This is a genomic window from Stenotrophomonas sp. P5_B8 (genome assembly GCF_054049855.1).
Map to the genome: position 1 here is coordinate 1 of NZ_JBFULO010000227.1, position 5,874 is coordinate 5,874.

A 5,874-nucleotide genomic window follows, 5' to 3' on the forward strand; every position below is an offset into this window, starting at 1 on the left:
CTCCAACCCAAGTGGCTGCTCGAGATGGTACGCCGCCAGCGAAAGATCACCCCACTGCAGACCGGTTCTCTCGCCGTCGTCAAAACTCCACAATCGACTCAGCCCCTCGTCGTAGCGGGCCTTCTGGAAAGCGAACATGACTTGAAAAACCGGGTGGGTGGCCGCGCGCGACAGGCGCAGTGCTTCGATCAATGCCTGGAAGGGGTATTCCTGACGCGCCAGGCCAGCGAGCGCATCGTTGCGCGACTTGCGCATCACCTCGGCCAACGTATCTTCGGCGCCAACCCGCGTCCGCAGCGGCACCATGTTGACGAAATCCCCGACGACCGCGTCCCATCGTCCATCGCCGCGCGCGGGCATGGGACACCCCACAATGAGGTCCTCCTGCGCGGTGTAGCGCTGAAGGACGATCTGGAACGCGCTCAGAATGACGGTAAACAGGTTTGCCGCCTGCCGAGATGCCAACGCACGCAGTGCACCCAGTTGCCCGGCAGAAACATCAATGCGAATGGAACCCTGCTGTGCCTGCTCCGGATGTGTGTGTTCGGCAAAACCAAGGCGCAACTCCGGCAGATCCCCGGCAAGTCGCTCCAGCCAATAGTCGCGCTGCCTCGCCGCCTCCGGCGAGTTCATCCAGCCACGCTGCCACTGGACATAATCGCGATAGGTTGCACCATCGCCACCATCATCGGCCATGCAACGGCCACGCAACAGCTGGCCGAGTTCAGCGAGCAGGCGCCAGTATGACCATCCATCACTGATGAGATGATCCATGCTCAGCACGAATACCGCCTCATCATCACGGTAATCGAACAGGTGGCCGCGCACGAGCGGCTGCTCCGGCCCGAATGGCGTCAACGTTTCGGCCAGGACTGCTGCTCTCAGGCGGCCGTCATCCCACTGCTTGGCACTGGTGCGCCGCAATGGCACCTGCGCCACATGATCGGTGCACTGCATTGGCTCGCCATCCCTTTCGACGATGCGTGCACGCAGCATGGGATTACGCTCCGCCAACGCCTGCAGAGCACCAGCCATGCGGGTCTCGCAAACAACTCCCCGCAGACGGACGGCAAATATGTTGTTGTGCTGCGCCCGACGCTCGGGTGCCCACTGGTACATGAACCAGCGGCTCCTCTGTGCGGGTGAGAGAGGAAACCATGCCGAATCGACCTTCACATTCATTCGCAGCGACTCCGGGATTCGATTCACGTGGACGAGGAATCGTCCTGCGCGCCACCCTGCGTGCGCAGAAATAGAGCCAGCTCGGCGATGCTCGGATGATCGAACAACCATTCAAAATCGATCTCAACACCAATTGCATCCTGTGCTTTGCGCAGGAATCGCAAACCACTCAGTGAGTCCAGGCCCACCTCGGCAAAGCAGGTTTGCGCATCGAGCTCCGTGCCATCACCAAGCGTGTCGCGCAATGCAACGAGCAACGCCTCTTCATAGCTGTCCATGCAACTCATATCTCCGAAGCGGAACAATCTTGGGGACCCGGCAGCAGAAGCACCTGCCGGGCAGCGCGTGTGATCATCACGCGGGAAGCGGCGGCGCAACGGAAGGAAGCAACCCCGCCAGGTAGTCTGTACGGCATTGCGAACGGCGCACTTTTCCGCTGGAAGTCCTGGGAAGCGCGCCCGGCCGTATCAGCACCACATCGGCGACGCTAAGGCCATGCCCGGTACGCACGGAGGTGCGGACAGAAGCCGCCAGGCTCGGCCATTCACTCTCCCGCCGTACCCATTCACGCTCCACCTCGGCCACTACGACAAGGCGAACGGGGTTCGCACCGGATTCGACGGAGAACGCGGCCGTACCACCGGTCCTGAAAGCGCTACACGCCAGTTCGACGGTCGCTTCGATGTCCTGGGGCGCATGGTTGCGGCCGTTGACGATGATCAGATCCTTGAGGCGCCCAAAAACATACAGTTGTCCATTCTGTATCCAGCCCAGATCGCCTGTTCTGAGCCAAGCTTGGCCATCCTCACCCGGCAGCGTCGCCTGGAACACCTGCTGGCTCTCCTGGCTGCGGCGCCAGTAGCCCTGTGCGACTCCACCACCGGCTGCCCATATTTCGCCCAATGTGCCATCCGGCAATGTCAGGCGGCTTTCCGGGTCCACGATCTTCAAAAGCGTGCCGGGCGCCGGCTGGCCACAGCAGACCACCTCGATTCCATCCCGTAGCAGCATCMTTGGTTTCGCACCGACACGGCCACCGGTGATGAAAAGCGTTGCTTCCGCCATGCCGTAACAGGGATAAAAAGCGCCAGCACGGAACCCGGCGTTTGCGAATCGCTGCGTGAAGCGTGCAATGGTATCGGCTCGGATCGGCTCGGCTCCGCAGAAGGCCACCTCCCAACAGGAAAGATCCAGCCCCTCAAGATCGTGCTCGGTCACTGCTTCTGCGGCGAGTTCATACAGGAAGTTGGGTCCGCCGCTGGTGGTGATCCGCAGCGAGGCAATCAACCCAAGCCAACGCTCTGGAAACTGGACCAGCTCCGCGGGCGGCACGAAGCTGGTGGTGCATCCCACATATACCGACTGCAGCACCCCGCCCACCAGGCCCATATCATGAAACAACGGCAGGCCGATAAGAATATTGGAGCGTTCCGAGGTGCCCATCGAAACGCGAATCGATTCACTGTTGTCGGCCAGATTGGCATGGCTCACCGCCACCCCTTTGGGGTCGCCAGTGGAGCCGGACGTGTACTGCAGGAAGGCAAGCTGCGCACCGTCAGTGGACCCCAGCACATCGCACTGGTCGCCATCAACGGGTACCGGCGCACTGCGCATATCCACCACATCCAATGCATGCTCCAACCCTGCAGCGGCCTGCAGCGCGTCATCGCCGTCGCAGACCATGGCCGACGCACCTGCATCGCGTGCCAGCAAGTACAAGCGGTCCGCCAGGTTCTTCCTGCGCGGCGGTGCTGTCGGAACCGCTACCGCACCGGCTAGCAGGCAGGCATGGAAGGCGACAACGAAGTGGTGCTCACTACGGCACACAAGCAGTACCCGTTCCCCTCTCCAGCCACGGCTTTGGAACTTTCGTGCCAGCGTGGTCGCTGCACGTACGAGCTCCCCATACGTCAACGTATGAGGAGTCGATACCCCCTGGATGAAACGATAAGCGACCCGCTCTGGTTGCTCGCGTCCGTGACGTAGCAGTAATTCGGGAAGAAACGTCATCTCAGTCGGCTCCGCGAAACGCGGCCGAAACGATGTCGCTCAGCACGCCTGCCGCGGTTATTTCGACACCCGCACCCGGTCCGCCAAGCGAGAGCGGCACCGTGTCCTGCAGTTCGGTGTGGATCACGATCCGGTTCTCCCCCGGAAGCATCTGGGCGTAGCTTGAGCTGGCAGAAACGCTCTGCAGGCCAATGCGTCCCCCATGGCGATCCACCTGCGCCATCACCACCAGACGCTCGGCGCGCGCCTCGGCTTCAGCCACCCGCTTCGCCCACGCTGCATCGTCTCCGCGCAGGCTGTCCACCAACAGCGGAATCTCGATGTGGTCGGATTCGGTCAGCGGCGATATAACAAGATCTTCCAACTCAAGCATGAAACCGGCTTCGCGAGCGAGCACCAGCAGCTTGCGACTCAGATCCACCGCACGCAGATCCTCAAGTGGGTTGGGCTCGGTATAGCCCATCTGCCTGGCGTTCTCGACCGCCGTGGAGAACGGGCACCCCTCGTGCAGCCGGTGCAGGATGTAGCTCAACGAGCCCGAAAGCACACCCTGGATGGAGGTGGCCTGCTCGCCACGCAGGCGCAGGTCACGCAATGGGCCAAGCAGCGGTATGGCGGCGCCTACCGTGGTCTCGTAGCAGTACGGAACGCGGTTTTCGCGTGAGAGCCGCTGCAACTCCCGGTAACTGTGCAGGTCACGAGCATTGGCCCGCTTGTTCGCCGCCACCACGCCAATGGAAGCAGCCAGTAGTGGCATGTAGAGGTCCGCGATCTCATCGCTCGCTGTACAGTCGATCACCATGGGGCGGTGCGCGCTGCCGCCGCGCAGATACTCCAGCAGCTGCGCCTGATCACCAGGCTTGCGCATCTGCATGTCCACTTCAATGTGCGCAGACGCCAGACCATCCTCATCGAACGCCAGGCCACGCCGGTCAAAGGCAGCGATCAGACGAAGATCCAGACCTTCGCCGCGAAGCGACGCAGCCTGCCTTGCCAGCTGCCGCCTAAACGCGCTGCCAACCTGGCCGCGGGCACCGATCAGCACGAGATCAACGCGATTTATGCGGTCTTCCCGGCATTCAGGCGCGACTGGAACGGCGGAAGCCTCAACATTCATGCGACATATCCTTCGGCGATTGTTTCTCCGGCGCGGCGGCGCTGGACCTCATGAAAACGCGTCAAGTGCGGCTCCAGCATTGCCGCGTCAATAAGAAAGCCGTCATGCCCTTGTTCGGAGTCGATCTCCACGTACTTAGCCTGCGACAACCCCTCGGCTATTTCGCGCTGTTCAGAAGGAGGATAGAGCCAGTCGCTACTGATGGAGATGACGATGGCCGGCTGACGGATGCCATTCAAGGCCGCCTCCACACCGCCACGTTTCCACCCGATGTCATGGCGGTCCATTGCATCGATCAGCGACAGGTACACATTTGCGTCGAATCGCCCGACGAAGTGCCTGCCATGGTGATGCAGCCACTCACGCACCGAATCGCTGCTGTGCCCCTCCTTACCGGACTGCGGCGCGACTGCCACGCCTGCGTGCCGCTGCTCGAACATCCGAGCGGACCGGTAGGTCATCATGGCGATGGCACGTGCTGCGCCCAGACCGGCAATCGGCGGCGCCTGGTCGGCGTAGTCACCCGCAAGAAAGGCGGGGTCTGAATGTATCGCCATCCGCTGGGTTTCGCTCCATGCCCTGCACCAGGCCGAATGTCGTGCACTGGCCGCCACCACTGCCAGCGCGCGGACGCGCTGCGGATCGAGCAGCGCCCACTCCAATGCCTGCAGGCCTCCCATCGAACCACCCGCAACCATGCTGATCGACCGCACGCCAAGTTCGTCGGCCAAGCGCATCTGGGCACGCACCTGGTCGCGGATGGTCAATGCAGGAAATCGCCTGCCATAGCGCTGGCCCAAGCAGTCGATCGATGCAGCGCCAGTACTTCCATAGCAACCACCCAGAACATTGCTGCACACGATGAAGTCGCGCTCCGGATCGAATGCCAATCCCGGGCCGAACAACGGCGACCACCAGTCATCGGCGTCCGGCGAGCCAGTGAGCGCATGGCAGATTATGACGGCGTTGTCGGCGGCAGGAGACAAGCGCCCCCAGGTACGGTAGGCAATCGTGTAGCCATCCAGCTCGCCGCCCAGTTCCAGGTGAAGCGGGGAACTACTCGAACACAGGCGTACCGGCGTCGAATACGGGGATGGCATCACGCTGCCTGCGCCGGAAGAACGCTCGGAAAATATCTGGAGCCCAGGCCGACATCACCTTCCCCTGCATGCCAGATGAGCGGAACGCGCCTCGATCCAGTGACTGACAACATAGAAGTCCTTTTCTTCACGTCACGAATGTTCCGAAAGGTGCAAGTCTGCAGGCCCGATGCCGCTCGTGGCCCCAGCATGCAAAACCTGTTTAAACCGCCTCGGCAGTTGATGCCATGCACCGAGCCTTCCGTAAGTGTGCCGACCATATCCGAGGCCGGCGAAGGCCGTCAACATCGCGAAGCTGAAGTCCCGCACAGTTTATTGGCGGCGCATCTGAATGTCAGGAATTTCCTATTGACAATCCTCCAGTAGCTTGCCTTATAGTCAAGCGCTACCACTCGCACGATGCGGGGACTAATTATCACGGATGATTTGCCTTCTCAGCCGACGCAACAACGCACAGTGTGACCG

General features: G+C 61.7%; 5 protein-coding genes. All 5 read right to left on the reverse strand.

The features are described 5' to 3' along the window. Nucleotides 1-1,182 (reverse strand): condensation domain-containing protein (locus ACXJKH_RS12875; protein WP_457319794.1); only part of this gene is annotated, 1,182 nt, incomplete at its 3' end. A 23-nt stretch (nt 1,183-1,205) separates the two neighbouring features. Beyond that, on the reverse strand, nt 1,206-1,460 hold the full coding sequence (locus ACXJKH_RS12880; RefSeq protein ID WP_457319796.1) for an acyl carrier protein: 255 nt from the start codon (nt 1,458-1,460) through the stop codon (nt 1,206-1,208). A gap of 76 nt (nt 1,461-1,536) precedes the next feature. Continuing rightward, complete coding sequence (locus ACXJKH_RS12885) at nt 1,537-3,192, reverse strand: fatty acyl-AMP ligase (protein ID WP_457319798.1); 1,656 nt, start codon at nt 3,190-3,192, stop codon at nt 1,537-1,539. 1 nt (nt 3,193) lies between these two features. Then, the gene (locus ACXJKH_RS12890; protein ID WP_457319800.1) at nt 3,194-4,309 is read right to left on the reverse strand and encodes a hypothetical protein; all 1,116 of its coding nucleotides are present in this window, start codon (nt 4,307-4,309) and stop codon (nt 3,194-3,196) included. Next, nucleotides 4,306-5,409: a homoserine O-acetyltransferase MetX gene (gene metX / locus ACXJKH_RS12895; RefSeq protein ID WP_457319802.1), complete on the reverse strand. Its 1,104-nt coding sequence runs from the start codon at nt 5,407-5,409 to the stop codon at nt 4,306-4,308. Before metX ends, ACXJKH_RS12890 begins: the two co-directional genes overlap by 4 nt. Between the last annotated feature and the right edge of the window lie 465 nt (nt 5,410-5,874).

Bases quoted from the DNA above. Each gene is read 5' to 3' on its own strand.
- ACXJKH_RS12880 (WP_457319796.1), bottom strand. From the start codon at position 1,460: ATGGACAGCTATGAAGAGGCGTTGCTCGTTGCATTGCGCGACACGCTT.
- ACXJKH_RS12890 (WP_457319800.1), bottom strand. From the start codon at position 4,309: ATGAATGTTGAGGCTTCCGCCGTTCCAGTCGCGCCTGAATGCCGGGAA.
- metX (WP_457319802.1), bottom strand. From the start codon at position 5,409: ATGCCATCCCCGTATTCGACGCCGGTACGCCTGTGTTCGAGTAGTTCC.